This window comes from Pantoea sp. MQR6, assembly GCF_022761075.1.
In the GTDB taxonomy this organism is placed as follows: Bacteria; Pseudomonadota; Gammaproteobacteria; order Enterobacterales; family Enterobacteriaceae; genus Pantoea; species Pantoea phytostimulans.
The window spans coordinates 257,232-282,331 of record NZ_JAKYXB010000003.1 but is presented as its reverse complement, the minus strand read 5'-3'; the positions used below and the strand labels follow the sequence as shown (position 1 = coordinate 282,331).

Annotated in this window: 23 protein-coding genes and 1 tRNA gene; 4 read left to right on the top strand and 20 right to left on the bottom strand. The window is 51.8% G+C overall.

Annotated elements, in window-relative coordinates; genetic code table 11:
* The first annotated feature begins 89 nt into the window (after positions 1-89).
* Positions 90-647 carry an antibiotic biosynthesis monooxygenase gene (locus MUG06_RS14130; protein ID WP_243078973.1) on the top strand — a complete coding sequence of 186 codons (558 nt, stop codon included), beginning with the start codon at positions 90-92 and terminating at the stop codon, positions 645-647.
* 65 nt (positions 648-712) lie between these two features.
* On the opposite strand, the gene MUG06_RS14125 is transcribed toward MUG06_RS14130, so the two are convergent.
* Positions 713-1,750 carry a sensor domain-containing diguanylate cyclase gene (locus tag MUG06_RS14125; RefSeq protein WP_243078972.1) on the bottom strand — a complete coding sequence of 346 codons (1,038 nt, stop codon included), beginning with the start codon at positions 1,748-1,750 and terminating at the stop codon, positions 713-715.
* A 437-nt stretch (positions 1,751-2,187) separates the two neighbouring features.
* Here MUG06_RS14125 and MUG06_RS14120 point away from each other — a divergent pair, with 437 nt between their 5' ends.
* Entirely contained in the window at positions 2,188-2,709 is a 522-nt protein-coding gene (locus MUG06_RS14120) for a DUF2778 domain-containing protein (protein WP_243078971.1), read from the top strand.
* 500 nt (positions 2,710-3,209) lie between these two features.
* Here MUG06_RS14120 and MUG06_RS14115 read toward each other — a convergent pair.
* A tRNA-Phe gene (locus tag MUG06_RS14115) sits at positions 3,210-3,285 on the bottom strand.
* A 195-nt stretch (positions 3,286-3,480) separates the two neighbouring features.
* Between MUG06_RS14115 and MUG06_RS22810 the strand changes: the two genes are divergently transcribed.
* Positions 3,481-4,800, top strand: coding sequence for a PAS domain-containing methyl-accepting chemotaxis protein (locus MUG06_RS22810; protein WP_279234005.1), 1,320 nt, complete (start codon positions 3,481-3,483; stop codon positions 4,798-4,800).
* A 392-nt stretch (positions 4,801-5,192) separates the two neighbouring features.
* On the opposite strand, the gene mrdA is transcribed toward MUG06_RS22810, so the two are convergent.
* The 13 genes from mrdA to MUG06_RS14040 all read right to left on the bottom strand — a co-directional run bounded on the left by mrdA (position 5,193) and on the right by MUG06_RS14040 (position 19,530).
* Positions 5,193-7,073, bottom strand: a complete 1,881-nt coding sequence (gene mrdA / locus MUG06_RS14100; protein WP_215845616.1) for a penicillin-binding protein 2 — start codon at positions 7,071-7,073, stop codon at positions 5,193-5,195.
* Positions 7,074-7,366: 293 nt separating this feature from the next.
* Positions 7,367-8,080, bottom strand: coding sequence for a purine-nucleoside phosphorylase (gene deoD, locus MUG06_RS14095; RefSeq protein ID WP_215845615.1), 714 nt, complete (start codon positions 8,078-8,080; stop codon positions 7,367-7,369).
* A 28-nt stretch (positions 8,081-8,108) separates the two neighbouring features.
* A complete protein-coding gene (gene deoB, locus MUG06_RS14090) occupies positions 8,109-9,332 on the bottom strand; it encodes a phosphopentomutase (protein ID WP_243078970.1) in 1,224 nt (407 codons plus the stop codon).
* Between the two features lie 93 nt (positions 9,333-9,425).
* On the bottom strand, positions 9,426-10,754 hold the full coding sequence (gene deoA, locus MUG06_RS14085; protein WP_243078969.1) for a thymidine phosphorylase: 1,329 nt from the start codon (positions 10,752-10,754) through the stop codon (positions 9,426-9,428).
* A 61-nt stretch (positions 10,755-10,815) separates the two neighbouring features.
* Complete coding sequence (deoC, locus tag MUG06_RS14080; RefSeq protein WP_243078968.1) at positions 10,816-11,595, bottom strand: deoxyribose-phosphate aldolase; 780 nt, start codon at positions 11,593-11,595, stop codon at positions 10,816-10,818.
* A gap of 350 nt (positions 11,596-11,945) precedes the next feature.
* Positions 11,946-12,722: a TatD family hydrolase gene (locus MUG06_RS14075; RefSeq protein ID WP_243078967.1), complete on the bottom strand. Its 777-nt coding sequence runs from the start codon at positions 12,720-12,722 to the stop codon at positions 11,946-11,948.
* The gene (locus MUG06_RS14070; protein ID WP_243078966.1) at positions 12,719-13,771 is read right to left on the bottom strand and encodes a patatin family protein; all 1,053 of its coding nucleotides are present in this window, start codon (positions 13,769-13,771) and stop codon (positions 12,719-12,721) included. The genes MUG06_RS14075 and MUG06_RS14070 overlap by 4 nt, the downstream gene beginning before the upstream one ends.
* A gap of 229 nt (positions 13,772-14,000) precedes the next feature.
* Positions 14,001-14,162: a DUF1328 domain-containing protein gene (locus MUG06_RS14065; protein ID WP_003848537.1), complete on the bottom strand. Its 162-nt coding sequence runs from the start codon at positions 14,160-14,162 to the stop codon at positions 14,001-14,003.
* 98 nt (positions 14,163-14,260) lie between these two features.
* Positions 14,261-14,875, bottom strand: a complete 615-nt coding sequence (osmY, locus tag MUG06_RS14060) for a molecular chaperone OsmY (RefSeq protein WP_215848218.1) — start codon at positions 14,873-14,875, stop codon at positions 14,261-14,263.
* Between the two features lie 383 nt (positions 14,876-15,258).
* Positions 15,259-16,881, bottom strand: a complete 1,623-nt coding sequence (gene prfC, locus MUG06_RS14055) for a peptide chain release factor 3 (protein ID WP_215845611.1) — start codon at positions 16,879-16,881, stop codon at positions 15,259-15,261.
* A 400-nt stretch (positions 16,882-17,281) separates the two neighbouring features.
* Positions 17,282-18,385, bottom strand: coding sequence for a M20 peptidase aminoacylase family protein (locus tag MUG06_RS14050; RefSeq protein ID WP_243078965.1), 1,104 nt, complete (start codon positions 18,383-18,385; stop codon positions 17,282-17,284).
* Positions 18,386-18,395: 10 nt separating this feature from the next.
* Positions 18,396-18,869 carry a YjiG family protein gene (locus tag MUG06_RS14045; protein ID WP_243078964.1) on the bottom strand — a complete coding sequence of 158 codons (474 nt, stop codon included), beginning with the start codon at positions 18,867-18,869 and terminating at the stop codon, positions 18,396-18,398.
* Positions 18,859-19,530 (bottom strand): nucleoside recognition domain-containing protein, encoded by a 672-nt coding sequence (locus MUG06_RS14040; RefSeq protein WP_243078963.1) that lies wholly within the window; start codon positions 19,528-19,530, stop codon positions 18,859-18,861. Before MUG06_RS14040 ends, MUG06_RS14045 begins: the two co-directional genes overlap by 11 nt.
* A gap of 495 nt (positions 19,531-20,025) precedes the next feature.
* Here MUG06_RS14040 and ftnA point away from each other — a divergent pair, with 495 nt between their 5' ends.
* Positions 20,026-20,532 carry a non-heme ferritin gene (gene ftnA / locus MUG06_RS14035; RefSeq protein WP_215845609.1) on the top strand — a complete coding sequence of 169 codons (507 nt, stop codon included), beginning with the start codon at positions 20,026-20,028 and terminating at the stop codon, positions 20,530-20,532.
* A gap of 35 nt (positions 20,533-20,567) precedes the next feature.
* Here ftnA and fucP read toward each other — a convergent pair whose 3' ends face one another.
* From fucP to MUG06_RS14010, 5 genes are read right to left on the bottom strand one after another with little or no spacing between them, the layout of a single operon-like run.
* Positions 20,568-21,803 (bottom strand): L-fucose:H+ symporter permease, encoded by a 1,236-nt coding sequence (fucP, locus tag MUG06_RS14030; protein ID WP_243078962.1) that lies wholly within the window; start codon positions 21,801-21,803, stop codon positions 20,568-20,570.
* A gap of 22 nt (positions 21,804-21,825) precedes the next feature.
* On the bottom strand, positions 21,826-22,173 hold the full coding sequence (locus tag MUG06_RS14025; RefSeq protein WP_215845607.1) for an L-rhamnose mutarotase: 348 nt from the start codon (positions 22,171-22,173) through the stop codon (positions 21,826-21,828).
* Positions 22,170-22,949: an SDR family oxidoreductase gene (locus MUG06_RS14020; RefSeq protein ID WP_215845606.1), complete on the bottom strand. Its 780-nt coding sequence runs from the start codon at positions 22,947-22,949 to the stop codon at positions 22,170-22,172. Before MUG06_RS14020 ends, MUG06_RS14025 begins: the two co-directional genes overlap by 4 nt.
* Complete coding sequence (locus MUG06_RS14015) at positions 22,946-23,761, bottom strand: amidohydrolase family protein (protein WP_243078961.1); 816 nt, start codon at positions 23,759-23,761, stop codon at positions 22,946-22,948. Before MUG06_RS14015 ends, MUG06_RS14020 begins: the two co-directional genes overlap by 4 nt.
* On the bottom strand, positions 23,761-25,044 hold the full coding sequence (locus MUG06_RS14010) for an L-fuconate dehydratase (RefSeq protein ID WP_243078960.1): 1,284 nt from the start codon (positions 25,042-25,044) through the stop codon (positions 23,761-23,763). The genes MUG06_RS14015 and MUG06_RS14010 overlap by 1 nt, the downstream gene beginning before the upstream one ends.
* Between the last annotated feature and the right edge of the window lie 56 nt (positions 25,045-25,100).

The following is a 25,100-nucleotide window of genomic DNA, read 5'->3' as shown; positions in this document are numbered from 1 at the left end:
ACAATAAGCGGTGTTATCTCGTATTTTTTATTCAACGGCAGACCCTCTGCAAACCTTTTTCACTGATGTCGCGCATTCAGGAGAATGACATGATCAATCCACAACAGGCTAATCACGTCACGCTGGTTATCACTCACAGCCTGCAGCCCGGTAAACAGTCCGATTATGAAGCCTGGCTAGAACTGATCATGCCGCAGGCGGCGCAGTTTCCAGGGCATTTAGGGGTTAACGTATTGCGTCCGGTGCATGGCGAAAACACTTACACGGTATTGATTCGCTTTGACAACCTCGACAACCTGTTTAAATGGACGCAATCCGCTGAGCGTAAAACGTTGATCGCCACACTGCCCGCCATGCTGGCCGCGCCTGAACATACTGAAGTGCGTCCCGGTGCAGCGTTTTGGTTTACGCCTGTAGACAAAGCGAAACCCGGCCCTGCCAGATGGAAGCAATTCCTGCTGACATTGGCCGTTATCTTTCCTTCTACCTTGCTGATTCCTCAGCTTGTAGATGCGCTGCTGCCGATGAGTCGCGGCACGTTGTGGGGACATTTTTTAGATGATGCGTGTGTGGTGGCTTTAGTGGTGTGGCTTTGGATGCCGCTGCTGACGCGGTTATTAAGAAACTGGCTGCTCCCACGCCGCTAAGAGAGGTTTCTGGACGCGGCTTTCTGCTTCTGGCACTTTATCCTGCCATTCAAAAAAACAGCGTATCAGTCGTCGGTGCCGGTGTCCGACCACAAGATATTCGGCGTCGTGCCAGGTTGTTCCAGCTTCGCTTGCTGATAATGCCGCAGCGTAGTCACACTCCCCAGCGCGACGCCGCGTTTGCCATTCTTTTTAATGCGATACATCGCTTCATCGGCGCGCGCTAACGCTTCATCAAAGCTCTCTTTTGCGTCAACTTGTGCAACACCAACCGAAGCACCGATATTGGCGCTGCCGTTGGCCATGTCGAATGGCGTTAGCGCGGCATCCAGGCAGGCGTACGCCATTTGATGTATCAAGGGATTATCCAGCGCATAAGGCATGAGCAGAACAAACTCATCACCGCCTAATCGGCCAATCACCACTTCAGAAGGGCACGCTTCAAGCAAGCGCTGACTCAGTTGAATCAATACTTCATCGCCGCTGCGATGTCCTAAGGTATCGTTGACGTGTTTGAAATTGTCTAAATCGATAAAAGCCACGCACAATTGACCTTGCGCTTTCAGTTCGCGAAAGTGAGTTTGCAGCGCATGACGGTTGGTTAATAACGTGAGGGGATCGTGCAGCGCCAACGTTGAGAGTTGCTCTTCATATTGCTTCTCTTTCGTCATGTCGATATGCGTGCCGGTAACTCTGACAGGTCTTCCTGCGTCATCCCATTCGCTGATGCGGCCGCGATCCAATACCCAACTGATTTTTCCGTTTTTACCGATCATCCGGTGCAACGCCTCGTAGTAAGGCGCAATGCCTTCAATATGATCGTAAAAGGCTTTTAACACCTCAGCGGCGTCATCAGGGTGAAGGCTCTCTTTCCACGATTCAAAGTTGGCATCGGTCTCTTTAGGCTGAAAACCAAGCATTGCGCCCCAGCGACGATTAAAAATCACTAACTTTCCACTGGGAATATCGAGTTGCCACAGATATAAACCGGTGCCATCTAGCGCTGCGCTTAATTTGTTGCGTGCGTCATGCGCTATACGCTTGAGCCGCGCATTGTGCTTTTTCAGATTCTGTATCTGTTGGTGCAGCGCTTCGTCAGACATGGCTATTAGGCTGAATATTTAAAAGGGTATTTTGCCTGCCCGTTTATTTCTGTAAAGAGAGCGCATTAAAACACGATTAGCAGCGGATAATTGCAGACCGAACAGGATATTAGCCGGTTAGCCACAGGCAAATCAGCACAGAGCAATACCCAATGTTGCGTTTATCCGCGGTTCTGGTTAATAAATCCTGACTATGACAAATTCCTTTATTCATTCATTTATTAAATTGCTGGGCGTGTTGTCACCAAGAAGGGTCCGTAAGAATTGATGTGTAGGGCGCTGGCGGCTTCGTTTAAAAAGTACCTTTATCCTTATTGTGAGCCTGCAACGCAGGTGCAGCCAAAACGCATTTGATAAATAACCCTAATAACTAATGGCTTTAAAATTCCATCATCGACATGATAACCCATGATTACTATATGGATATTGGATGAGCTATGGCTTTGAATGGAACACTGATTCTGAACGGCGCAGATTACGTGCCTTTTAACCTATACGGCGTTGGCGTTTTCATGGCGTTCTCCGGCAAAGGCGTATACATGAATAACGCTGCGTGTGGAGCAATCCCTGATGAGGGACCCATACCACCGGGTAAATACTGGATTGTAGAGCGCGGTGGTGGAGGGATCTTCTCGCGGTTAAAAGCGCAGTCACAAGATCTCTATAACAGGATTTATAACGGCGCTGAGTTTGGTCGTGACGAATGGTTTGCTTTGTTCAGGGATGACTGGACTATTGACGACCACTCATGGATTGAGGGAGTCAAACGCGGATTGTTCAGGTTGCACCCCGGGCGTATATCGGAGGGATGTATCACCTTAGTCCATAACGCCGATTACGCGCTGATTCGTGACGCACTAATGCAGACTACACCTATGCCGGTTCCCTGCATGAAATCATTGATGGCGCGCGGATGGATTGAGGTAATTGCCAGTGGCAATAACAACACTTGTCCGTAGAGCATCAAAAGTTATTCTCTATTTCGCTATCTCTTTAATCGTCGGACGAATGCTGGGCAGCCCTGAATTATGGTTTGACCAAGATTTAGCCACTCGCATTGCGAAATTCCTTTATGGCGACGGTGAAATAGGGGCTGACAACTTTTACGACCTGTATTTTTATATCTCAATAATCTCTATGTTTTCTATAACCCTAATTATTTACATTTTAACAATGAAGTTAATACGAAAAATAAGGAGCAGTTAAATGCCAATCCCTCCGTATATGTGGCTTAAAGACGATGGGTTCGACCCGCAAAAACGCAAAAACCCGCCAGAGGCGGGTTCTTTAAATATGGTGCCCGAACCCGGACAAAAATGCCGGGAGCATTTTTGCTCAGCGCGCCTGCGCGATGACCCGCAGGGCGAGCCACAGGGATGTGGCGAGATCATCGAACGTTCGATGAACGGGTTCGACCCGCAAAAACGCAAAAACCCGCCAGAGGCGGGTTCTTTAAATATGGTGCCCGAACCCGGAATCGAACCAGGGACACGGGGATTTTCAATCCCCTGCTCTACCGACTGAGCTATTCGGGCAACGGGGCGCATTAAACCCTAACTGACTTTTAGCGTCAAACGCTTTTAACAAAATTGAAATCGACTGACGCCTTTTCCATCAACCCTAAGAATCATGGGTGAAATTTTGTGTAAACAAGTCGACATCCGCTGAATTTTTAAACGCAACCGCCGATAAAATGTAATGAAGACTAACACTAATAAAAAGGTTCAACCATGTTCTCCACCATTACATCAGGAGTCGTTTCACGCCTTGCCTGGCAAAAGCGTGCGCACTCATCGGCAACAATGCATTCATTAAAAGATTCGATTGCTATGATCGAATTCTCACCAGAAGGCACCATTCTCACCGCCAACACGCTGTTTCTTGAGCGTATGGGTTATACGCTGGATGAAATCAAAGGCCAGCATCACAGCATGTTTTGTACGTCTGATCTGCTTCAATCCAGAGCGTATCGCGATTTCTGGCAGCGGTTGAATCGCGGCGAAAGTTTCAGCGATAAGTTTCTGCGCGTAGCCAAAAACAGTCTACCGGTGTGGCTCGAAGCCAACTATGTGCCGGTACAAGATCGCAGCGGCCGCGTGTTTAAAATTGTCAAACTCGCCAACGATATCACCGAACATATTATTGATGCGCAAGAGCAGCGTTCAATGACCACCGCTATCGAGCGATCAATGGCGGTGATTGCTTTTAACCTGAAAGGCGAAGTGCTCAAAGCCAACGATAACTTTCTTAAAACCATGGGTTATCGCATCGATGAAATCAAGGGAGTGCATCACAGCATATTTTGCTCGGCAGAGATGCGTACAAGCGCCGAATACAAAGCACTTTGGCAACAGTTGAACCGGGGTGAATTTGTCTCTGGTCAGTTTCCACGCGTTGATAAGCAAGGCCGTACCCTGTGGTTGCGAGCAACCTACAATCCGGTTTTCAACGAAAACGGTGAGCTGTATAAAGTGGTGAAATTTGCCACTGATGTCACCGCACAGGTTGAGAAAAACCAGCAAGAGCGTAAAGCTGCACAGCAGGCTTATCAAACTGCGCTGCAAACCAGTGAAAGCACCAAACTGGGCGCTGACGTTATTGCTAACAGCGTGCAAACCATGAACGAACTGGCAGGCGAGTTACACGGTATTTCGGGGGATATCTCAGGTCTGAGCGATTCATCCGATCGCATTGGCTTTATCGTTGAGAGCATTCGCCGTATTGCTGATCAAACCAATCTGCTGGCACTTAATGCTGCAGTTGAAGCTGCACGTGCCGGAACGCATGGACGTAGCTTTGCCGTTGTCGCTAATGAAGTACGCACTCTGGCTGCTAATATTAACCGTGCCACCACGGAAATTGAGAACAGGGTGCAGCAGAACCATCTACTGGCGAATAAGGCGTTAAAAGGAATTGAATCCAACCTTAAACGCGCCGATCAAGGTGTGATCCTCGCACAGGAAGCGGGCGGCATGATTGCCGATATCCGCAACAGTTCTACCGAAGTGGTTCGTGCCATTAGCCACGTCACTGAAGCGCTTAAAAAATAGGGTAAACAGCCGGTAGCCAACCGGCTGTTTTTATCTTTATCCCACCTCTATTTTTGCTACGCCCCGCAGCACGGGTAATGAGATCGTTACGTCTGGTCTTCATGCCTTGACCTGAGTAAGAGCCTGGAAACTTTCGACATACAATCGCTCTTACTAATGCGCCTGATACCTGAATTAGAAGCTCAACGTGTGACGTTGCTTATTGATTAGGCGAAGCTTTCAAGACCTTATACTTCAAATATATTTAATTCTTTTTTCTGCCAGTCATTTAAACTGGCGCTGTATAAAAAATCATCAATTCAATGAAATTTATTAAACCCACATCGCCCATAATTTAAGTAAAAAAATGAGAACGGACATAGTTTAATTAAAAAAGGGGCTAAGCCCCTTTTTTATGGCTTCTGCTGCGCCATTTGCACCGGCGGTGGCGTGGTCGGCGGAATGAAAATGTGATCAAGAATCTGCCGCATGACGGGTGCGGCCGTTACGCCTTCGCCGCCGCCATTCTCCAGAATCAAGGCAACTGCCACTTTGGGATCGTTGAATGGCGCAAACGCGGTGTAGAAAATATGGTCACGTAAGCGAACCGGAATCATTTTGGCATTATAGGTTTGATTCTGTTTCAAGCTAAACACCTGCGAGGTGCCGCTTTTGGCTGCAATGCCATACGGCGCAGTGTGAAAGTATTTATAACCGGTGCCGTTTGGCGCATTCGCCATGCCAAACATCGCGTGGCGCACCAGCGACCAGTAAGGTGAATTAGCCTCACCAACCTGGGCTTGCGGCAGCTTCGGTTGATACATCTCAACCAGCTTACCACGCTGCGTTTTCTCCAGCAGATGCGGTGCGATTACGTGACCATTGTTAATCAGCGTGACCATCGCTTTAACCATCTGAATCGGCGTCGCTATCCAATAGCCTTGCCCAATGCCTACCGACACCGTATCGCCTTGATACCACCCTTTTTTATGGACCTTCAGCTTCCATTCACGGCTCGGTAACAGGCCATTATACTCTTCGTTCAAATCGATGCCGGTGGGTTTGCCGTAACCAAACTGGCTGAGCATGGTGTGAATACGGTCGATGCCCATCATAAACGCCACCTGATAGAAGAAGGTGTCGGCAGATTCCTCAATCGCTTTAGTGACATCCAACATGCCGTGACCGCTCTTTTTCCAGTCACGATAACGCCGATCGGTGCCGGGCAACGTCCAGGTTGGTGCGCCAAAGAAACTGGTTTGCGGCGTAATCACTTTTGTCAGCAGCGCCGACATCGCCATATAAGGTTTAACCGTCGAGGCCGGAGGATAAAGACCTTGAGTAACGCGGTTGATCAGCGGCAGGTTTTTATCCTGTAGCAGCGTTTCATAGGCTTTATAGCTGATGCCTTTGACGAAAGGATTCGGATCGTAGCTGGGGCTGGAAACCATCGCCAGCACCGATCCATCATGGGGATCTTCAATCAATAGCGCCGCACGCTGACCCGCAAGCAGGCTTTCAACATACTGTTGCAGGTGCAGATCCAGCGTCAGCGTAATGTTTTTACCCGCAAGCGGTGGCACTTCTTTTAGCACTCGCACAATGCGTCCGTGGTTATCCACTTCCACTTCCTGATAACCCGTTTTACCGTGCAGCACCGACTCGTAATACCCTTCAATTCCCTGCTTGCCGATGTTGTGATCGGCTGCGTAGTTTTCCGCTATGCCCTGCGCATTCAGCCGTTTGTAGTCGTTATCATTGATTTTAGAGACATAACCGAGCACATGCGCTAAATCAGCGCCATAAGGATATTGGCGGTCCTGATAAGTATCGATACTAACGCCGGTGAAGTTGAACTGATTTACTGAGAAACGGGCAACCTGTTCGTCGGTGAGCTCGGATTTCAAGATCACGGGCTTGTAACGGCTGCTCTGTTTCAGCGTGCGTTGGAAGCTTTCCAGGTCGTCGGGTGTGAGATCAACCAGTGGCGTCAGCGCTTTCAGCGTGGCTTGCATGTCGTTGATTTTATAGGGTGTCAGCGTGATGTCATACCAGGAAACATTGCGCACCAAAGGAATGCCGTTGCGATCGTAAATCAACCCGCGCGTTGGGGCGATTGGGATCATTTTGATATCGTTTTGATTTGATCGCGTCTGGTAATAGCTGTGATCGCGCACCTGCAAACGATACAGGTTGATACCCAGAACAGTAAAACAGATAACGACCAGCGCAAAGGCCGCCGCCGCGCGACGGACAAACAGCTTTTCTTCAGCTTCGAAATTACGAAAATTCATCAGGAGGCATTATTTAGCGGTGTGTTTATTATTCGTTGTCGCGCTAATGATAAAGCGCTCTCCTCACAGCGCCAGCGCGAAGATGCACAAGCCTGGGCAAAAGTGTGTCATTTAATGAAGATGTTACGAGAGGGAAGGTGCGCGCTGTCCCCCATCCCGGCCTTCCCCCGCAAAGCGGGGGAAGGAGACGCTGCCATATTTAGCTTCAATACTCGCATGTTGCAGCGTCTTCCTCCCCCACGCGTGGGGGAGGACTGAGGTGGGGGGCAAACGACCTCGCACTTAACGCGCGATTAATCGCCCAGCAAGACAGACTCTAATGCGATCTTAATCATGTCGTTAAAGGTGGTCTGACGCTCAGCCGCAGTGGTCTGCTCGTGCGTGCGAATATGGTCAGAAACGGTACAAATAGTCAGCGCTTTAGCGCCAAATTCCGCTGCTACGCCGTAAATGCCCGCCGCTTCCATTTCCACGCCGAGGATGCCGTACTTCTCCATCACGTCGAACATTTGTGGATCTGGGGTATAGAAAAGATCCGCAGAAAAGATGTTACCTACGCGCGCATCAACGCCCAGGTTTTTAGCCGCGTCAACCGCGTTGCGCACCATGTCAAAGTCAGCAATCGCTGCAAAGTCATGATCTTTAAAACGCATACGGTTCACTTTCGAATCGGTACATGCACCCATACCAATCACGATATCACGCAGTTTCACATCTGCACGTACCGCGCCGCAGGAACCCACACGAATAATCTTTTTCACGCCGAAATCGGTGATCAGCTCTTTGGTGTAGATCGAGCAAGACGGAATGCCCATGCCGTGACCCATCACCGAAATTTTGCGACCTTTGTACGTGCCGGTGTAACCCAACATGCCGCGCACATTGTTCACTTCAACCGGGTTCTCCAGAAAGGTTTCTGCAATGTGCTTGGCGCGCAGCGGATCGCCAGGCATCAGTACGACGTCCGCGAAATCACCCATTTCTGCATTAATGTGAGGAGTTGCCATTGTTCGTTATCCTTTTTAAATAGCTGCTTTACAGCATGTTCTTGCCGTAGTCCATGCTGGACAGGCCAAAATAGTGTGCAATTGTCTGGCCGATATCCGCGAAGGTATCGCGGTAGCCAAGCGAGCCAGGCTCTACTTTAGGGCCGTAGATCAGAATGGGAATGTGCTCGCGCGTATGTTCAGTGCCTTCCCAGGTAGGATCGCAGCCGTGATCGGCGGTCAGGATCAAAATGTCATCTTCTTCCACCAATGCCATCAGCTCCGGCAGACGACGATCAAACAGCTCCAGCCCCCCTGCGTAACCGGCAACATCACGACGATGTCCCCACGTTGAGTCAAAATCAACGAAGTTAGTAAACACAATGGATTGATCAGGCGCTTGCTTCATCTCTTTGATCGTGGCATCAAACAGCGCATCAAGTCCGGTGGCTTTAACCTTTTTGGTAATGCCTTGCTCGGCGTAAATATCCGCAATTTTACCCACGGAAATCACGTGACCGCCCTTCTCATCTACCAGTTTTTTCAGCATGGTCGCCGATGGCGGTTCCACAGCTAAATCGTGGCGATTGCCGGTACGCTCAAAATGCCCCGCTTTATCGCCCACAAACGGACGAGCAATCACACGGCCGATGTTGTAGCCCCCTTCGGTCAACTCTTCGCGCGCGATTTCACACAGCGCATAGAGGCGATCCAGGCCAAACGTCTCTTCGTGACAAGCGATTTGGAACACGGAATCCGCAGAGGTGTAGAAAATCGGCTTGCCCGATTTCATGTGCTCTTCGCCCAGTTGGTCGAGGATCACCGTACCCGATGAGTGGCAGTTGCCGAGATAGCCCGGTAACTCTGCGCGCTCAACCAGTTTATCCAGCAATTCCTGCGGGAAACTGTTTTCTTTGTCGCTGAAGTAACCCCAGTCGAACAAAACCGGCACACCGGCAATTTCCCAGTGGCCAGATGGCGTATCTTTACCGGAAGAGAGTTCGCTGGCGAAAGCATAAGCGCCAGTGATTTTTGCCTCTGGATCGAGGCCAGCCGGGAAGCGTCCGGTAGATAATTCTGCGGCTTTACCCAAACCTAATGCGGTCAGATTCGGCAGATGCAACGGACCTTTGCGTCCTTTGTCCGCTTCACCTTTTAAACAGGCTTCAGCGATATGGCCTAAAGTGTCTGAACCTGCGTCACCGAATTTTTCAGCGTCTTTGCTGGAGCCGATTCCAAAGGAGTCGAGAACCATTATAAAAGCACGTTTCATGCAAGTCTCCTGCGCCTGTGCGCGTGACAAGTCAAAAAAAAGCGATCAGATCAGTATACCCGAATGCTTTGCGGCTGGCACCGATTGTATTATTTAACCGGCTTCAGTCACGCGGCGATAGACCACCGGCGTGGCGGCGGGCGCCCTGTCGCTGAGTTTAATGGCGGCTTTAAGGGCTTTTGCCGCTTGCTGCCAGTTAGCTTCGCTGCTGGCATGAATCACCGCCAGCGGTCGCTCGGTATCGGCACGCTCGCCGAGCATGATCATGTCGCTCAGGCCAACGCTATAATCGATGCTGTCGCTGGCCCGTTGACGCCCGCCGCCCATGCCCACCACGGCCATGCCAAGCGCACGCGTATCCATGCTGCTAACAATACCGGGCTGATCGGCGTAAACCGCTTTACTCAGCGTGGGTGCCGGCAGATAAGCATCGTAACGCTCAACAAAGTCGACTGGCCCTTTCTGCGCGGCCACCATGCGACCAAAAATCTCCGCAGCAGCGCCGTTGTCCAGCACCTGCATCAGTTTTTGACGCGCTTCGGCGTCATCTGCCGCCAGTTTGCCCGAGATCAGCATCTCGCTGCACAGCGCCAGCGTCACTTCCAGCAGGCGTGGATTACGCTGCTGGCCGGTGAGGAAACGCACCGCTTCACGCACTTCCAGCGCATTCCCGGCGGTAGACGCCAGCACTTGATTCATATCGGTAAGCAGCGCGGTGGTTTTACAACCCGCGCCATTGGCCACACCAACAATCGCCTGCGCCAGGTTTTCCGAGGCTTCGTAAGTGGGCATGAAAGCACCGGAACCGACTTTCACATCCATCACCAGCGCATCTAAACCTTCGGCGAGCTTTTTCGCCAGAATCGACGCAGTGATCAGCGGAATAGAGTCAACGGTGGCGGTGATATCGCGCGTGGCGTAAAAGCGTTTGTCAGCCGGTGCCAGTGAATTAGTCTGACCGATAATTGCGACGCCGACTTCCTTGATGATCTGGCGGAAGCGATCGTCGCTCGGGAAGATGTCAAAACCGGGAATTGCTTCCAGTTTATCCAGTGTGCCGCCCGTATGCCCAAGGCCGCGTCCGGAGATCATCGGAATGTAACCGCCGCAGGCAGCCACCATGGGGCCAAGCATCAGTGACGTAACATCACCTACGCCGCCGGTTGAGTGCTTGTCGACCAGCGGACCATTTAAATTCAGTGATTTCCAGTTCAATACCGTACCGGAATCACGCATTGCCATGGTTAACGCCACACGTTCAGGCAGCGTCATATCGTGAAAATAGATGGTCATCGCCAGCGCGGCAATCTGACCTTCGGAAACGCTATTATCGCGCACACCGTTGATGAAAAAGCGAATCTCTTCTTCACTCAGCGCGTGGCCGTCACGTTTTTTGCGGATGATTTCTTGAGCCAGGAACAAGGTAGCCCCCTTACAAAGGGAAGGTCGGTGTTAGAAAGGCGGCCAATGACCGCCTAAAGAATTAATAACCGGATTTGCTGGTTTCGCTGTTATGGCCCAGCGTATTCAGCAGGTTAGCCAGCAGGCTGGAAGCACCAAAGCGGAAATGGCGCGCATCGGCCCAGTCGGCGCCCAGCGTCTCTTCCGCTATCTGAAGATAGATCGCAGCATCTTCCGCCGTACGCACGCCGCCAGCGGGCTTGAAGCCAACTTGCTGCTTCACGCCTTTATCGCGAATGACACTCATCATGATCTGCGCCACTTCCGGCGTCGCGTTAACCGGTACTTTACCGGTTGAGGTTTTGATGAAGTCTGCACCCGCATCAATGGCAATTTCAGAAGCCTGACGAATCAAGGCTTCTTCTTTAAGTTCGCCCGTTTCGATAATCACTTTCAGCAGCACATCCGCTGCGGCACAAGCTTCTTTACAGGCTTTCACCAGATCGAAACCGATCTGCGTATTGCCGGCGATCAGCGCACGGTAAGGAAATACCACATCGACTTCATCAGCACCGTAAGCAATGGCGGCGCGGGTTTCAGCCAGCGCGATATCGATATCATCATTGCCGTGTGGAAAATTGGTCACGGTCGCAATGCGAATCTCTGGCGTACCCTGCTCGCGCAGCGTTTTGCGTGCAACAGGAATAAAGCGCGGATAGATACAAATCGCGGCCGTGTTGCCAGCCGGTGACTTCGCCTGATGGCACAGCGCAATGACTTTTGCGTCGGTGTCATCTTCATTCAGCGTGGTTAAATCCATCAGTTTCAGCGCGCGCAGTGCTTGCGCTTTAATATCGGTCATGATGCTCTCCAACAGGTTCGGTCGCGGCCAGCAAGCGGGCCGAGTGAATGTGATAATACTAACAAATGCAGCCGATAGTTTATGTGGTGAGAGTCACATCAAGGTAAGATCAGACTGCAAATTCGGTACTGATAGAGTGATATATATCACAAATAACAGCTTGCCAGCGTAACAATACGCCAACAGCGACAATGTTATTATTATCACATTTGCCGAATAATCGTGCCAGTATTTGTATTCAGCTTAGTCAATCACACGGCCGAATGTGGGAAAGAAGGATTATAGCTGTATGCCGCACAGCAGAAGATGAATTGCCTGAGCAAGATTCAGTGATTTCAATGATTTAGGATTTAGCGGGGGAACCGAAATACCGTTTGGCTGTTTAGCCACAGTGCATCGGCAATCTGCTGCGGGGATTCATTGCGCAGGCTACACAGCGTTTCCCACACCAGACGTGCCCGTTCGGGACGATTGGGTTGGCCCTGAAAGCCGTTTAACGGCATATCCGGTGCATCGGTTTCCAGTAACAGCGATTCCAGCGGTAACTGGGCAATGGTCTGGCGAGTTTTACTGGCGCGTTCATACGTAATGGTGCCGCCCACGCCAATAGCGTAACCAAGTTTGATAAACGCCTGCGCCTGCTGCAGGCTGCCAGCAAATCCATGCACCACGCCGCGCCGGGGCAAGTCGTGGCGGCGCAGATGCAGTGCGAGCTTGTCGTGCGTGCGACGTGAATGCAAAATGACCGGCAGATCGTAGTTTTTTGCCAGCCTGAGCTGTTCATCTAGCAAACGCTCTTGCTTGTCGAATTGCGGATCCTCGCGATAGAGATCCAATCCGATCTCACCAATCGCCACCAGCTTTTCGGGTGGCTGCTTGAGGTAGGCTTCCAATTTATCCAGATGCACATCCTGGTGCGACTCAATTACAATCGGATGCAGACCCAACGCGGCATAGAGCGCCGGATGATCGGCAGCCAGCTGGCACACCACGGCGAAACGGCTGACATCCACCGCAGGCACAATGATTTTTTCTACGCCCGCTTCGGCGGCGCGGGCGATGCTCTGTTCCGCATCATCAACGAAGGGCGGAAAATCGAAGTGACAATGGGTGTCGATAAATCTCATGCCAGCGATCCTTTATCGTAATCGGCGTCGTTACCCGCCAACGGCGGCGTGATGATGGCACGCGTGTCCGGCGCGTTCGCTACCGGCGCAGGCGGCGTAATTGCCGCATGCTGCATAAACGGCTCGGCATCACTCAACCATTGTCCCAGCGTGGCGAGAAAGTAGCGACCACAACGACGTCCCAAATGGTAATCCTGATTCAGCGACGATATGCGGCTACCTAACGCATTGCTGGCCAGCGCACGCGGCGGAAAGATCTCAATAATACGTAAGTTATCGGGCGGCTGTTCGATGAATTGCTGAATTTCCCGATAACTCTGCTCATGATGATTAAGCACATGGATCATCGGCTTCAGCGCGCTTTCACCTAACCAACGCTCCATCCGTTTGAACCACTTAGGCGTATAAGACATTTGCGACGGCACAGTGCGTATCACCACAATGGTATCTGCGCCGCGCTTCGCCGCTTCCCGCACCGGAATGGCGTCGCTGATACCGCCATCCAGATAACTGATGCCTTCAAGATCAACCCCAAGCCGGTAAAAGCCAGGGATCGCGCTTGACGCTTTAATGATGTTTAGCCAGTTGTCGCGGGTAGGCGCAAAGTAGCCCGGTGAATAGTCGTCGCTGCGGCACGCACACATATAAAACTCGCGGCCGCTGCTGAACAGGTTTTGCGCAGTGGCCATTTCAAGCGGGAATTCACTGCGGGTGGTTTCAATGAGCCAATCAAGATCGATCAGATTGCCGCCACGCACAAAACGCAGGGGATCAAAAAAGAGTTTACTGGTGGTGTAACGCGTAATAACGCGGCGAGCGTAGCCTGGTTGCGCGCAGACAAATGCTGACAAGTTTTGCGCACCCGCGGAGGTGCCAAGCATTAAGTGAAAGGGATTGAAGTTAGCGCGTTGAAATTCATCTAGTACACCGGCAGTAAAGATGCCGCGTTGTCCGCCACCTTCACACACCAACGCCATTTTTTTTGCTTTGAACGGTGTAAGCGCAAGGGGTTCGATCGCCCCAAGTGTGACAGGTATGCGTATGCCCAATGTCTGAACCTCGAAAGGGGTTCTCGGTCAGAATGGCTGAGGGATTTTTTCCGTTGTTGTTCGCAGCATTCCGGAGAACCAGTCATGATTTCCTTAACCGGGCAGGCGGCTTAATGCCGCCTGCCCATTGTAGCGTGATGAGGATTTCCGTTCCTCACACCTTTCGCTACAGATGACTGGTCTCCGCTTTATGCGTACTTGGTTCGCATTAAACTGCAAGACTCATCGGCTAAAGTTTTTTACGGCCAGTGAACAGGCTGATGAGGAACAGGATAATACCAACAACGAAGACAACTTTAGCCGCCCATGCTGCTGTGCCGGCTAAACCACCAAAACCTAACGCTGCGGCAATCAGCGCGATTACCAGAAAAATAATGCCCCAACGAAACATAAGCCTCTCCTTACCAATAGTGAAAATCGAACTGCTTATTTGAGCCCAGGATGGGTTTTCTTATTCGTGCGGCATTCGAAAATGCCGCACGTTCACCATTAAGATTTAACCGTCAGGTCATTCTTAACGCTTTTCACGCCTTCGATAGCTTTTGCGATACCTTCAGCACGATCTGATTGAGCTTTGTTCTCAACGGTACCTGAGAGCTGAACAACGCCATCGGTTGTTTCAACTTTCACCTTGCGCGACGGAACAATGTCATCCGCTAATAGCTTAGCTTTAATTTCGCTGGTTGTTGCAGCATCGCCTGCATAACCTTTCATTGACTGAGATTTGCTGTCTCTAACGTGTAGTTTATCGCTGACGGATTTAACACCTTCAACCTTCTGCACCAGGGCCACCGCTTTTTCAGCCTGATCCTGTGAAGTGACAAAACCGCTTAACGTCACAACGCCTTGATGCGTTTCAACTGAGATATCCGTACTTTTAATGGCTTCGTCATCTACCAGAGCGGCTTTAGCTTTGGCAGTTACGCCGCTGTCGTCCATAAAACCATCGACTTTTTTCATAGAACTATCGATTTTCGAACCCGTGCTGTCTGCAGTCTGCTGTGCTTTTTGCGACATTGAATCTTCAGCCAGCGCGCTGCCGCTCAGTAAAGCAGAACCTACCATCGCGGCAATCAGGGTTTTAGCAATCTTAGTATTCTTCATCGATATATTCCTTCTATCAGTTAACTCACCCACAACCGTAGGCGCGACAGTAGCAAACGGCGCTACTGCAATACTGGACGCAAGGAGAAGAAACGTCTCTTTCGCCGTCCGATAGAACAATGATAGTCGGTATTTTGGAGTTTGCCGGAGTAACTGGTTGATAGCTGGTCGAAATAGGCGAAACGGTGTGTTTTTAGGAAGAGTCTGTAACAGGGGAAAACAGAGCCACTCTTAAGTATACCCATCCACCTTCAAGCGGCAGAGGCGTTAACGGCTGTTTCTCACCCGAATCACCTACAACGGTAAGATCATCGGGCTTTACGCGTTTGCCGCCTTGCTGCAACTCGAATTATTTAGCGTATAGAATGGCTACTGTGAAACGATTAATGCTCGCGTGTTTTGCGGAATTTCACTTCAGGATAACGTTCCTGAGTGATGTTCAAATTCACCATGGTGGGCGCGATATAAGTCAGATTATCGCCGCCATCCAACGCGAGGTTAACCTCATTTTTACGTTGGAATTCTTCGAACTTCTTCGCATCGCTGCATTCAACCCAACGCGCGGTCGACACGTTGATCGCTTCATAAATCGCTTCAACGTTGTATTCACTCTTCAGGCGCGCGACGACCACGTCGAACTGCAACACACCAACCGCACCCACAATCAGATCGTTGTTATGTACAGGACGGAACACTTGTACCGCGCCCTCTTCAGAGAGCTGAACCAAGCCTTTCAGCAGCTGTTTCTGCTTGAGCGGATCGCGCAGACGAATGCGGCGGAACAGCTCTGGCGCGAAGTTCGGAATGCCGGTGAACTTCATGTTTTCACCTTGGGTAAAGGTGTCGCCAATCTGAATGGTACCGTGGTTGTGCAGCCCGATGATATCGCCCGGATACGCTTCTTCAACGTGAGAACGGTCGCCTGCCATGAACGTTAGCGCATCGGCAATGACCACGTCTTTTCCGGTCCGAACCTGACGCAGTTTCATGCCTTTTTCATATTTACCGGAGACCACACGCATGAACGCTACACGGTCGCGATGTTTTGGATCCATATTGGCCTGGATCTTAAACACGAAGCCGGTGAACTTCTCTTCTTTAGCTTCGACTACGCGGGTGTCGGTTTTGCGCGGCATTGGCGTAGGTGCCCAGGCAACTAAACCATCCAGCATATGATCCACACCGAAGTTACCTAACGCGGTGCCGAAGAACACCGGCGACAGCTTGCCTGCAAGAAAAGCTTCGCGCTCGAACTCGTGCGAAGCGCCCTGCACCAGCTCCAGCTCTTCACGCAGCTGAGCAGCCAGCTCTTCACCGATCGCTGCATCAAGATCGGGGTTATCCAGTCCTTTTACAACGCGCACTTCCTGAATGGTGTGACCTTTACCGGTCTGGTAGAGATAGGTTTCATCGTTATAAAGGTGATAAACACCTTTAAACAATTTGCCGCAGCCAATTGGCCAGGTAATGGGCGCGCAGGCAATTTTCAGCTCGCTCTCAACTTCATCCAGCACTTCCATCGGATCGCGGATGTCACGGTCAAGTTTGTTCATGAAAGTCAGGATCGGCGTATCGCGCAGACGTGTTACTTCCATCAACTTACGGGTACGATCCTCGACGCCTTTCGCGGCATCAATCACCATCAAACAGCAGTCAACGGCGGTTAGCGTGCGGTAAGTATCTTCCGAGAAGTCTTCGTGTCCTGGGGTATCCAGCAGGTTAACCAGGCTATCACGATACGGGAACTGCATCACTGAGGTGGTGATGGAGATGCCGCGCTGTTTCTCCATTTCCATCCAGTCAGATTTGGCGTGCTGGTTGGAGCCACGGCCTTTTACTGTACCGGCGGTTTGGATTGCTTGTCCGAACAGCAAGACTTTTTCGGTAATAGTGGTTTTACCGGCATCGGGGTGCGAGATGATCGCGAAGGTGCGGCGGCGTGCCACCTCTTCTAAAATGGGATTAGACATGAGTGAATTCTTCTCAACGGGGCAGCGCGGCGGCATAGTGTATTGCCAGGCGCTGCTGATAAATCACGATGGCCGGTAGAACCTTACCGGCAGGTAATCGGTGCCGAATGCGATTATTTTTCGTCGGCATTTAAGCGCGAAGTTACATTGGCGGCAATCCCGGTTACCCAGTCAGCATTAAGGCGGCATAGCATACAATATTTTGTTGGCGCGGCCTACAGGCTGTTGCGGTGAGGTAGAGTGAATGTGTGAGGTGTGCGCTATCCCCGTGAGGTGCGCGCTACCCCCTATCCCGGCCTTCCCCCGCGAAGCGGAGGAAGGAGACGCTGCCGCATGCGAGTTACGAGCTAACATAAAGCAGCGTCTTCCTCCCCATTTATGGGGGAGGATTGAGGTGAGGGCAAACGACCTCGCCCCCAAAAAAGCACCATCCCGCTTATCCCAGCACTTTACCCACGCATGATTTAAAAATCTTAACGCCAATCTCCAGCGAGCTCAGGTCAAAATGCATATCAGGATGATGCAGCCCCGGCACCAAATTCGTCCCTAATCCCCAGAAACCGGCTTTCACGCCCGGACGCTTCACGGGGTAATAGAAAAAGTCTTCACTGCCAGGCGTGGTTTTAGTGTCCAGTAAGCCATCTTCACCCAACACATCAACAATTGCGTCACGAATAATCGCTGTCGCCTCGTCATGAATTTCTGCGGCAGGCATCTCTTTCAACACGACTACGTCAGCCTGAGCGCCCAGCGCAGCCACGCTATTAATAATGGCTTGCGTCACCTTCTCTTTCAGCAACACCATTGGCCCATTCTCTTGTGAACGCAGATCCCAGACTACGCGCGCTTCATCGGGCACTGAGTTGGTGACGCCAGCATCGCACAGAAAACGCGTTGCTTTTACACTCCAGTTTAAACCAGGCGACAGATGAATAGTGTTCACTGCCTGCACCGCCTGAACCGCGGCATCCAGCGCGTTAACGCCCAAATGTGGACGCGCCGCATGAGCAGGCTGACCTTTAATCGTCGCTTCTAGCGTGCTGCAAGCGGAATAGAGCACCGCGGGTACCGCCTGCCCTACAACACACTCTTCAAGCGGACGAACGTGGAAACCAAAAATTATATCCACATCGTCAATCGCGCCGCCTTCAACCATGGCCAGCGCACCGGCGCCCAGCTCTTCCGCAGGTTGAAACAGAATTTTTAGCCGCCCACGTTTTACCGCACCCTCTTTTAATAATTCCTGCGCGGCGGTAAGCACCACGGAAGAGTGACCATCATGTCCGCAGGTATGTCGCGCACACGGCACGCCGTCAATGATATGGCCAAGCGCGTCCATATCGGCACGCAGCGCCAGCACCGGGCCAGGCACGCCGCTGTCAATTTCCGCCACAATGCCGGTGGTGTTATTGATGCCGCGCGTGACTTTTAAACCCGCTTTTTCCAGCTGGTCGGCGATATACGCTGAGGTTTTGATCTCTTCAAATCCCAGCTCCGGGATTTCGTGCAGATAATGGTAATGCTCTAAAACGTTAGACACGGCTTCTCTCCTAGACAAACAGGCGCATAACAAACATGGCAATCAGCGCGTTGACGATGCTCACCAGCATCAGCAGCGGCCAGTATTTTTTGGGTACATCCGCAACGCCCAGCAGGCGTCCCATATATTGCAGCTGCGAACCCATCAGGAAAATGGCGGGCGCTAAAATGGTGATATCCGCACCCGTCAGCAAGCCTTTAGTCAACAGGCTAACCGCAACGCCGGTTCCGGCAGACGAGGAAAGCCACGCGGTAAGCAGCACGGTTATCGCTTCACCTGGCAGGCCAAACAGCCCCATCAACGGTTCAAATACGTGCCCCAGAAACTGCATGATGCCAAGCAGATTCAGCACTTCCGCCAACACATATGCCATCACCACATTCGGCATCAGGTTGTGAATGGCAATATGAAAGCCCTTGCGTGCACCCGTGACGAAAACATCGAAAGGATTTTGACTGACTTTGACGGCGTTATTATTTTCCATCGATGAAATCCTTCTTATAAACACTGTTTAACACGAAGCGGGTTATTGCCGCACCGACAAATTTCAGGACAAACATCAGCGCTAGCGGAATAATGATCGGCAGCGTCATGGAGGCAAACAGGGCTGAACCGATCGCAAAATAATTATTAATTAATCCGGCCCCGGAATATTGCCAGGCGCTCATCACCACAATGTCTTTTTTCGTCACCTGTTTTTGGTCATACATCTCTTTGGTTAATGCTGCGCCCGCGTCGGTGCTTTGCAGATCCGTGATCAGTGCCAGGCCACAGCGTCCCGGTAATCCCATCAGCGGTTTTAATAAGGGGGTCAGCAGCTTGTGCGCCGCACGAATCGCGCCGTAATGGGTAAAGATTTCCAGCACGCCCAGCGCCAGCATCACCGTAGGTGTCAGAGAGAGCGCGAACAGGAATCCCGCTTTTGCACTCAGACCGCCCGCGCCGAGAAAGGTATTGCTGGCGGGATCTTTCATCGTACCGAAACTGCCGCCCAGCGTGGTGAAGTCAAAAGCGCCAAGCCATGACAGGCCATCAACTTTGTATAAGAGACCTGAAAAAAACAGAATGGCAAAGATCAGTGCCAGATAACTGCCTTTGCTAGCCGTAACCTTTTCTGACGTGGTTAATATATTTTCATCTGACATAACATCTCCTGCATTTTCAGCTTTGCCGTTATCTATCCAGCGACAAGTTGCAATATATGGAACTAAGTTCTAAGCAGGATTTATGCCAGAGACTGTTATTTACTGAGTTATGAAATTAATGTTTTCCCGTGCTGATAATTTTGGATAAATAACACCCAGCTTTAGCGGATTATTATTTATCTTTTTACTTTACCGTCATCGGTATTATTTCTGGATGAAATCATTTTGAAGAAAAATAAAACAGCTTTTCGCCAGACGCACTATTATTGAACAGTCGTGATGCACTAATAAGGTGCGGAGAAAGATAAGAGGCGACAAAGGCTAAAAACGGACAACAATGATAATCGCTCGCATTCAAAACGTGGAATAATTCTTTTTAAATCAATATGATAATGTAGCCGTTTTTAAGGAAAAGGCTTCACTTTCTTAACCGATTTGATGCATAATCCACCGCATCTCACCTGTTTAATTAACCTATTCTAAAAGGACGCGATCATGCTAACCGCCGAAATGACCGGGCGTTTGAACGACCAGTTAAATCTGGAATTTTTCTCCGCCAATCTTTATCTGCAGATGAGCGCCTGGTGCAGCGACAAAGGTTTTGAAGGTGCCGCCTCCTTCCTGAAAATGCACTCTCGTGAAGAGATGGAACACATGCAGCGCCTGTTTGATTACCTGAGTGATACGGGTGCCATGCCGGTTCTTGGCACTATCGCAGCACCGCCGGTTGCTTTCACCTCACTGAACGAAATTTTAGAGCAAGCGCTGGCACATGAGCAGCTTATCACCAGTAAAATCAATGAACTGGCGCATTTTTCGATGACCACGCAAGATTACTCCACCTTTAACTTCCTGCAATGGTATGTGTCTGAGCAGCACGAAGAAGAGAAGCTGTTCAAAACCGTGCTGGATAAACTGGCGCTGGTCAGCAACAGCGGTAACGGTTTGTTCCTGGTCGACAAAGATCTGGCACGCATGAGCACCGAAAACCACACCGCGTAATGCGAATCGGCCCACTGAAAAGTGGGCCGATCTGTTTATACCGCCTTGCGTTGACTTAACGCATACCTAAACACCACGACAAAACAGAGCAGCGGCAAGCTGTAAGCCGATGCTGTGCCGAAATGGTCGGCCATTGAGCCCATAAACCACGGCATAATCGCCCCGCCTACAATTGACATGATCATGAATGAGCTGGCACGTTTAGTCTGCGCGCCCATATTTTTGACGCCCATCGCAAACAGCGTGGGAAACATGATCGACATAAAGAAGAACACCGCAATCAGCGCCACCACCGCCACGCGCTCAATACCTGAAACTACCAACGCGCACAGCGACACGTTGATGATGGCGTACACAGCCAACAGCGTGGCTGGACGAATACGCCCCATCAGCCAGGTTGAGAAGAAGCGGCCAACCATAAACGCGATCATCGCCACCGACAGCAAATAAGCGGCTGTAGCGTTGCTGATATCTGCCCAATGCTCAGTAACGTAGTTAATGAAGAATGCGCCAACGCCAACCTGGGCCGCTATATAGAAAAACTGGGCAATCACCGCGCCGGTAAAGTGTTTGTGCTGCCACAAACTGCGGGTCGCACCTTGCTGCAGATCTTTTTGATCTTGTGCCTCACGGACATCCGGCATCGTCGTGCGGCTAAACAGAAACGCAATCAGTAACACCAGCACCGCAATCGCGACATAGGTGAATTTCACGCTCTCCTGCGCCTCGCTGGCGGGTTGCTGAGAGGAGAAGAACATCGCGCCGCCAATTAACGGCCCCATAAATTGACCTAATCCATTAAACGATTGCGCCAGATTAAGCCTTCGCTCAGCCCCGTTGGGATCGCCTAAAACCGTAGCGAATGGATTCGCAGCCGTTTCCAGACAACCTAATCCGCAGGCAATGACAAACAGGGCAAACAGAAACAGCGCGAAGCTATTGGCGCTGGCCGCCGGGATAAACAGCAGCGCGCCCGCCGCGTAAAACAGTAATCCCAGGATAATACCTGCGCGATAGCCGCGACGATCCATGAAATAACCCGCAGGCAGCGCAACGATGAAATACGCGCCAAAATAGGCCGCCTGCAACAAACCCGACTGTGCTTTACTGACATTAAGCGTTAACTGAAAGTGTTTGTTTAAAACATCGAGCAGCCCATACGACAATCCCCACATGAAAAACAGGCTGGTTACGAGCATGAACGCCCAACGCGTGCTGACGCTTGCGCTGCTGGCCCGACGACCGCGTAGCGACTCTTTTTGTGCAAACATAGAATTTCCTCACCAAAGTGTTTTATTCCGACTGCGTGCTGAGGGCAAAGATGCGTGGCATCAGCGCCCATTTTTCGCCCGCTGCGCTCCATGGCGTAGGCTGCTGAAATTTCCACATCAGCGTTTCCCAGCGTTGGATCACCGGATCCTGTTGGCAATGCGTTGCATACTGCTGCCCGTTAAACGTGTCGTTTACCTCCACCACCATAAACAGGCGGTTGCCGAGGCAATAAATCTCCATCTCCTCAATGCCATGCTGCCGCATCGCCGCAGCCACTTCTGGCCAGATGCGCTGATGCAGCTGTTGGTACTCCGCGATAAGTGCCGGATCGTCGATCAAATCCAGCGCCTGACAGAAACGGCGACTCATCCGCCTAATGCTCGATCAAGGTGAACGTAGCCGCCATCAACAAACAGCCATTGCCCGGTGGTATGCGATGCGCGTGCGGAAAGCAAAAACACCACGCTGTTGGCGATCTCCTGCGGTGTGGTCATGCGCTGGCCGAACGGAATACGGCGAGTGATCTCTGCCAACTTGTCATCAGGCTGGTCAAAGGTGGCAATCCAGCGTTCATAAAGTGGCGTCATCACTTCAGCCGGGATCACCGCATTGACGCGAATGCCATCCTGCAACAGCGAGGCGGCCCATTCACGCGTCAACGCCAGCACCGCCCCTTTTGACGCGCAATAACCGCTGGTATCACCTTGCCCAGTCAGGGCAGTTTTGGAGCCAATGTTGACGATGGCACCTTGCGATTGACGCAGCGCAGGCAAGCAGTCGTGCGCCATTTGATAGAAATGGATGAGGTTCTTTTCCAGCGAGGCGACAAACGCGCTGCGCCCCGCTTCAAGACTGACGCCATCATTCACTCCCGCGTTATTTACCAAGCCATCGATACGATCAAAACGTGCCCGCGTCTGTTCTACTGCAGCGCGGCATTGCGTTTCATCACTCAGTTCGGCAGCGATAAACAGCGCCTGCGGTTGTTGCTGTTGCAGTTGTTCAAACCAGGCGTCAGCGGGCGGTTGATTGGCGACAATCACCGGAATCGCGCCCTCCTCCGCCAGTTGCTGGCTAATGGCGGCACCGATGCCCGAACCGCCGCCGGTCACGATCACCACTTTGTTGGTCAGAAACAGATTCATGCTGTATTCCCCTTGAGATAAACACGCTGAGCGGTTCCGCCCCAAATCGCCTGCTGCTCAGGCTGCGACAGCGTTTGTGTCAACTGCTGGCACAGATCACACACCTGTTGATAGCGGGCTTCGCCCTGCGAAACTGGCCAATCGGAGCCAAACATCAAGCGTGATGGCCCGAACAGCGCCAGCGCAGCATCAAAAAATGGCAGTAGCTGCGCGCCTTGCCAGCCCGCGCCCGCTTCCGTGACTAAACCTGACAATTTGCACACCACGTGAGGCAACGCCGCCAGCGGGGCGATCTGCTGCTTCCACTGTTCAGCTCCCGCCGCAATATCGGGTTTACCGAGGTGATCAAGTACTATCCAGTGCGCATCGTGGCGTTGAGCAAAAACAGCGGCCTGCTGCAGATGGTGATGAGTGACCAACAGATCCCAACTGAACTGCTGCTGTTGCAACTGACGCATGCCACGCGCTACTACGTCAGAAGCCAGCCACGCCACAGGATCGGCTTCGTCCTGCACCGGATGACGAAAGCCGCAGCAGCGCGGATCCAAGGCGACCGGATCGGGCTGCTGCAGATCGATCCACCCCACTACGCCGAGGATCTCGTCATGGCGCGCCGCCAGGTCGCATAAGAATTGATTTTCCGCTTCACAGGGCCGTGCCTGCACCGCAATGCAGCCGTCGATCTGCGCCGCGCTCAGTTCGGGCCGTAATTGCGCGGGCAAGAAATCCTGCTTTAGCGCCGAATTGTCGATCCAGCTAAACGCCTCCGGCTGGTAATGCCAGAAGTGTTGATGTGCATCGATGCGCAGCATTAAACATTTCCCCGAAAGCGATATTCGGCGATGGATTCGGGATACATCTCAATGGAATAGCCCGGTTCACGCGGCGGCATGTAGGCGGCGCCACGGATTTCACACGGCGTTTTGAAGTGCTGATGCAGATGGTCAACATACTCTATGACGCGTCCTTCGTGGGTTCCGGCGATAGCAACATAGTCAATCATCGACAGATGCTGAACGTATTCACACAGCCCAACGCCGCCCGCGTGTGGGCAGACCGGCAGATTGTATTTCGCCGCCATTAGCATCACCGCCAGCACTTCATTGACGCCACCAAGCCGACAAGCATCAATCTGCACCACGTCAATCGCACCGCGCATCATCAGCTGTTTAAAGATGATGCGGTTCTGGCACATTTCGCCGGTCGCGACTTTCACCGGCAGCACCCCTTCGCGGATTTTACGGTGACCTTCAATGTCGTCCGGGCTGGTGGGTTCTTCGATAAACCACGGGCGCGCAAAGGAGAGCGCTTTTACCCAGCGAATCGCCTCATCCACTTCCCACACCTGATTTGCGTCGATCATCAGTTGGCGATTCTCGCCCAGCACCTCGCGAGCAATGCGCACGCGGCGAATATCATCCTCAAGATCCTGCCCGACTTTGAGCTTCACAAAGTTAAATCCGGCATCGACTGCCTGCTGGCAAAGGCCGCGCAGCTTTTCATCGCTGTAACCCAACCAGCCAGCCGACGTGGTGTAACAGGGATAACCGTTCTGTTCGAGGCTGGCGATGCGTTGCGCCTTACCCGATTCCTGTCGTTGCAGGATTTGCAGCGCTTCCTGCGGCGTAATCGCGTCGCTTAAATAGCGGAAATCGATACAGCGCACCAATTCTTGCGGTGTCATGTCAGCCACCAATCGCCACAACGGTTTTTGCTCGGCACGCGCCCACAGATCCCAGACAGCATTCACCACCGCACCCGTTGCCAGGTGGATCGCGCCTTTGTCAGGTCCGATCCAGCGTAGCTGGCTGTCGCTCGTTATATCGCGCCAGAACTGCCCCATATTGTCGCGGATACTTTCCAGCGTGCGTCCAACCACCAGATGTTGCAGGCTGCGAATCGCCGCGCAGCAAATTTCATTGCCGCGCCCAATGGTGAACGTCAGCCCATAACCGGATAACGCCGGATCGTCTGTTTCTAGCGTCACGTAGGCCGCGCTGTAATCAGGATCGGGATTCATGGCATCCGAGCCGTCGAGCTGCGCGGAGGTCGGAAAACGAACGTCGTCGACGCGAAGAGCGGTGATGGTTGTCATGATTACCTCATAAAGTACTCGCTAAAATCCGGTGTATTTAGAGAAGTAAAAGGCCC

Excerpts from the sequence above, each read along its gene's own strand:
- MUG06_RS14130 (WP_243078973.1), top strand. The coding sequence starts at position 90 with ATGATCAATCCACAACAGGCTAATCACGTCACGCTGGTTATCACTCAC.
- MUG06_RS14125 (WP_243078972.1), bottom strand. The coding sequence starts at position 1,750 with ATGTCTGACGAAGCGCTGCACCAACAGATACAGAATCTGAAAAAGCAC.
- MUG06_RS14120 (WP_243078971.1), top strand. The coding sequence starts at position 2,188 with ATGGCTTTGAATGGAACACTGATTCTGAACGGCGCAGATTACGTGCCT.
- MUG06_RS22810 (WP_279234005.1), top strand. The coding sequence starts at position 3,481 with ATGTTCTCCACCATTACATCAGGAGTCGTTTCACGCCTTGCCTGGCAA.
- mrdA (WP_215845616.1), bottom strand. The coding sequence starts at position 7,073 with ATGAATTTTCGTAATTTCGAAGCTGAAGAAAAGCTGTTTGTCCGTCGC.
- deoD (WP_215845615.1), bottom strand. The coding sequence starts at position 8,080 with ATGGCAACTCCTCACATTAATGCAGAAATGGGTGATTTCGCGGACGTC.
- deoB (WP_243078970.1), bottom strand. The coding sequence starts at position 9,332 with ATGAAACGTGCTTTTATAATGGTTCTCGACTCCTTTGGAATCGGCTCC.
- deoC (WP_243078968.1), bottom strand. The coding sequence starts at position 11,595 with ATGACCGATATTAAAGCGCAAGCACTGCGCGCGCTGAAACTGATGGAT.
- MUG06_RS14075 (WP_243078967.1), bottom strand. The coding sequence starts at position 12,722 with ATGAGATTTATCGACACCCATTGTCACTTCGATTTTCCGCCCTTCGTT.
- MUG06_RS14065 (WP_003848537.1), bottom strand. The coding sequence starts at position 14,162 with ATGTTTCGTTGGGGCATTATTTTTCTGGTAATCGCGCTGATTGCCGCA.
- osmY (WP_215848218.1), bottom strand. The coding sequence starts at position 14,875 with ATGAAGAATACTAAGATTGCTAAAACCCTGATTGCCGCGATGGTAGGT.
- prfC (WP_215845611.1), bottom strand. The coding sequence starts at position 16,881 with ATGCCGCCGCGCTGCCCCGTTGAGAAGAATTCACTCATGTCTAATCCC.
- MUG06_RS14045 (WP_243078964.1), bottom strand. The coding sequence starts at position 18,869 with ATGGAAAATAATAACGCCGTCAAAGTCAGTCAAAATCCTTTCGATGTT.
- MUG06_RS14040 (WP_243078963.1), bottom strand. The coding sequence starts at position 19,530 with ATGTCAGATGAAAATATATTAACCACGTCAGAAAAGGTTACGGCTAGC.
- ftnA (WP_215845609.1), top strand. The coding sequence starts at position 20,026 with ATGCTAACCGCCGAAATGACCGGGCGTTTGAACGACCAGTTAAATCTG.
- fucP (WP_243078962.1), bottom strand. The coding sequence starts at position 21,803 with ATGTTTGCACAAAAAGAGTCGCTACGCGGTCGTCGGGCCAGCAGCGCA.
- MUG06_RS14025 (WP_215845607.1), bottom strand. The coding sequence starts at position 22,173 with ATGAGTCGCCGTTTCTGTCAGGCGCTGGATTTGATCGACGATCCGGCA.
- MUG06_RS14020 (WP_215845606.1), bottom strand. The coding sequence starts at position 22,949 with ATGAATCTGTTTCTGACCAACAAAGTGGTGATCGTGACCGGCGGCGGT.
- MUG06_RS14015 (WP_243078961.1), bottom strand. The coding sequence starts at position 23,761 with ATGCTGCGCATCGATGCACATCAACACTTCTGGCATTACCAGCCGGAG.
- MUG06_RS14010 (WP_243078960.1), bottom strand. The coding sequence starts at position 25,044 with ATGACAACCATCACCGCTCTTCGCGTCGACGACGTTCGTTTTCCGACC.